The 1,260-nt window shown below is 39.8% G+C and carries 2 protein-coding genes; both read left to right on the top strand.

Features of this window, described 5'->3' with window-relative positions:
- A partial coding sequence (locus J7623_RS31730) for a helix-turn-helix domain-containing protein (RefSeq protein ID WP_366840190.1) occupies positions 1 to 425 on the top strand: 425 nt, incomplete at its 5' end.
- Entirely contained in the window at positions 329 to 1,237 is a 909-nt protein-coding gene (locus J7623_RS31725) for an IS3 family transposase (protein ID WP_366840192.1), read from the top strand. The genes J7623_RS31730 and J7623_RS31725, both read left to right, overlap by 97 nt.
- The last annotated feature ends 23 nt before the right edge of the window (positions 1,238 to 1,260 follow it).

The raw sequence follows: 1,260 nt of genomic DNA, 5'->3' as shown, positions 1-1,260 counted from the left end.
TAAAATATCAACTTATGAAGAATACAGGAGGTTCGGGCAATACTAAGAAGACCCGACTTGATTACAGTTTAGCATTTAAACTTCAAGTAATCGATGAAGTTGAAAAAGGCAACCTAACGTATAAGCAGGCCCAACGTAAGTATGGGATTCAGGGCCGGACAACGGTTTTGGTTTGGTTAAGAAAACATGGTAGATTAGGGTGGCAAGAAACACCGAGTATGAAGAAAAGCACGCCCAATAAGCAAATTAAAGAGCTTGAAAAGAGAATTAAGATCTTACAACAGGAGAAGGAAATCCTCAACAGAGCCATTGATATTGCAGACGATCAATTTGGAACAGAAATACGAAAAAAGTATTTACCTCTGTCAGAGCAAGCTTCCAAAGCACAGGGGGATCCCAAAGAGTCGGAGGCACCAAACGAATAGCTAACACACTGGGATTCAGTAGACAATATTCCTATAAGCTCAAGTGTGAGGAGCAAAAAATCTTCCACATCAAAGAGCAGGTGAAAAAGTTAGTCCATGAACAGAGAATACTATTACCCCGAAGTGGGATAAAAAAGATTTATGGTCTGATTCAACCTCAATTGCAGGTGCTGTCAATTAAAATGGGACGGGATAAGCTTTTTAAGTGGATGAAATCATATAATTTATTAGTTACTCCGCGGCGTAACTATGTAAAGACAACTGATTCCAATCACTGGCTAAAGAAATATCCCAACCTGGTAAAAGGATTGACAGTGGTCCGACCAGAACAGGTATGGGTAAGTGACATTACATATGTTAAAACTGATGAAGGATATCTTTATTTAAGCATGGTAACAGATGCTTATAGCAGAAAAATCGTTGGATACCATATAGCCGATAATATGGAAACAAGTTTAGTCTCCAGGGCACTGAAAATGGCAATTAGAGGGCGTCTTTATGATACTGATCTGATTCATCATTCTGATAGAGGGGGGCAATATTGTAGCAAAGAATATGTACAGATCGCCACAGATAACCGCATTCAGATGAGTATGACGGAAAATGGCGATCCCTACGAAAATGCACTGGCTGAAAGAATGAATAAAACAATTAAAGAGGAATTTTTCCCGGACAGACCGTTTAAAAGTAAGGACCTGGCCATAAAGACTACAGCGCAGGCTGTTGCCCTTTATAATCAATACAGGCCCCACCTGGCACTAAAATTTAAAACGCCGGATCACGTCCACAAACAAAAAATCCCGGCCATCTAAAGACGACCGGGAATATTTTAAAA

Source organism: Chitinophaga sp. (assembly GCF_017745275.1).
GTDB lineage: Bacteria > Bacteroidota > Bacteroidia > Chitinophagales > Chitinophagaceae > Chitinophaga.
This window is presented reverse-complemented; position numbering and strand designations above follow the sequence as displayed.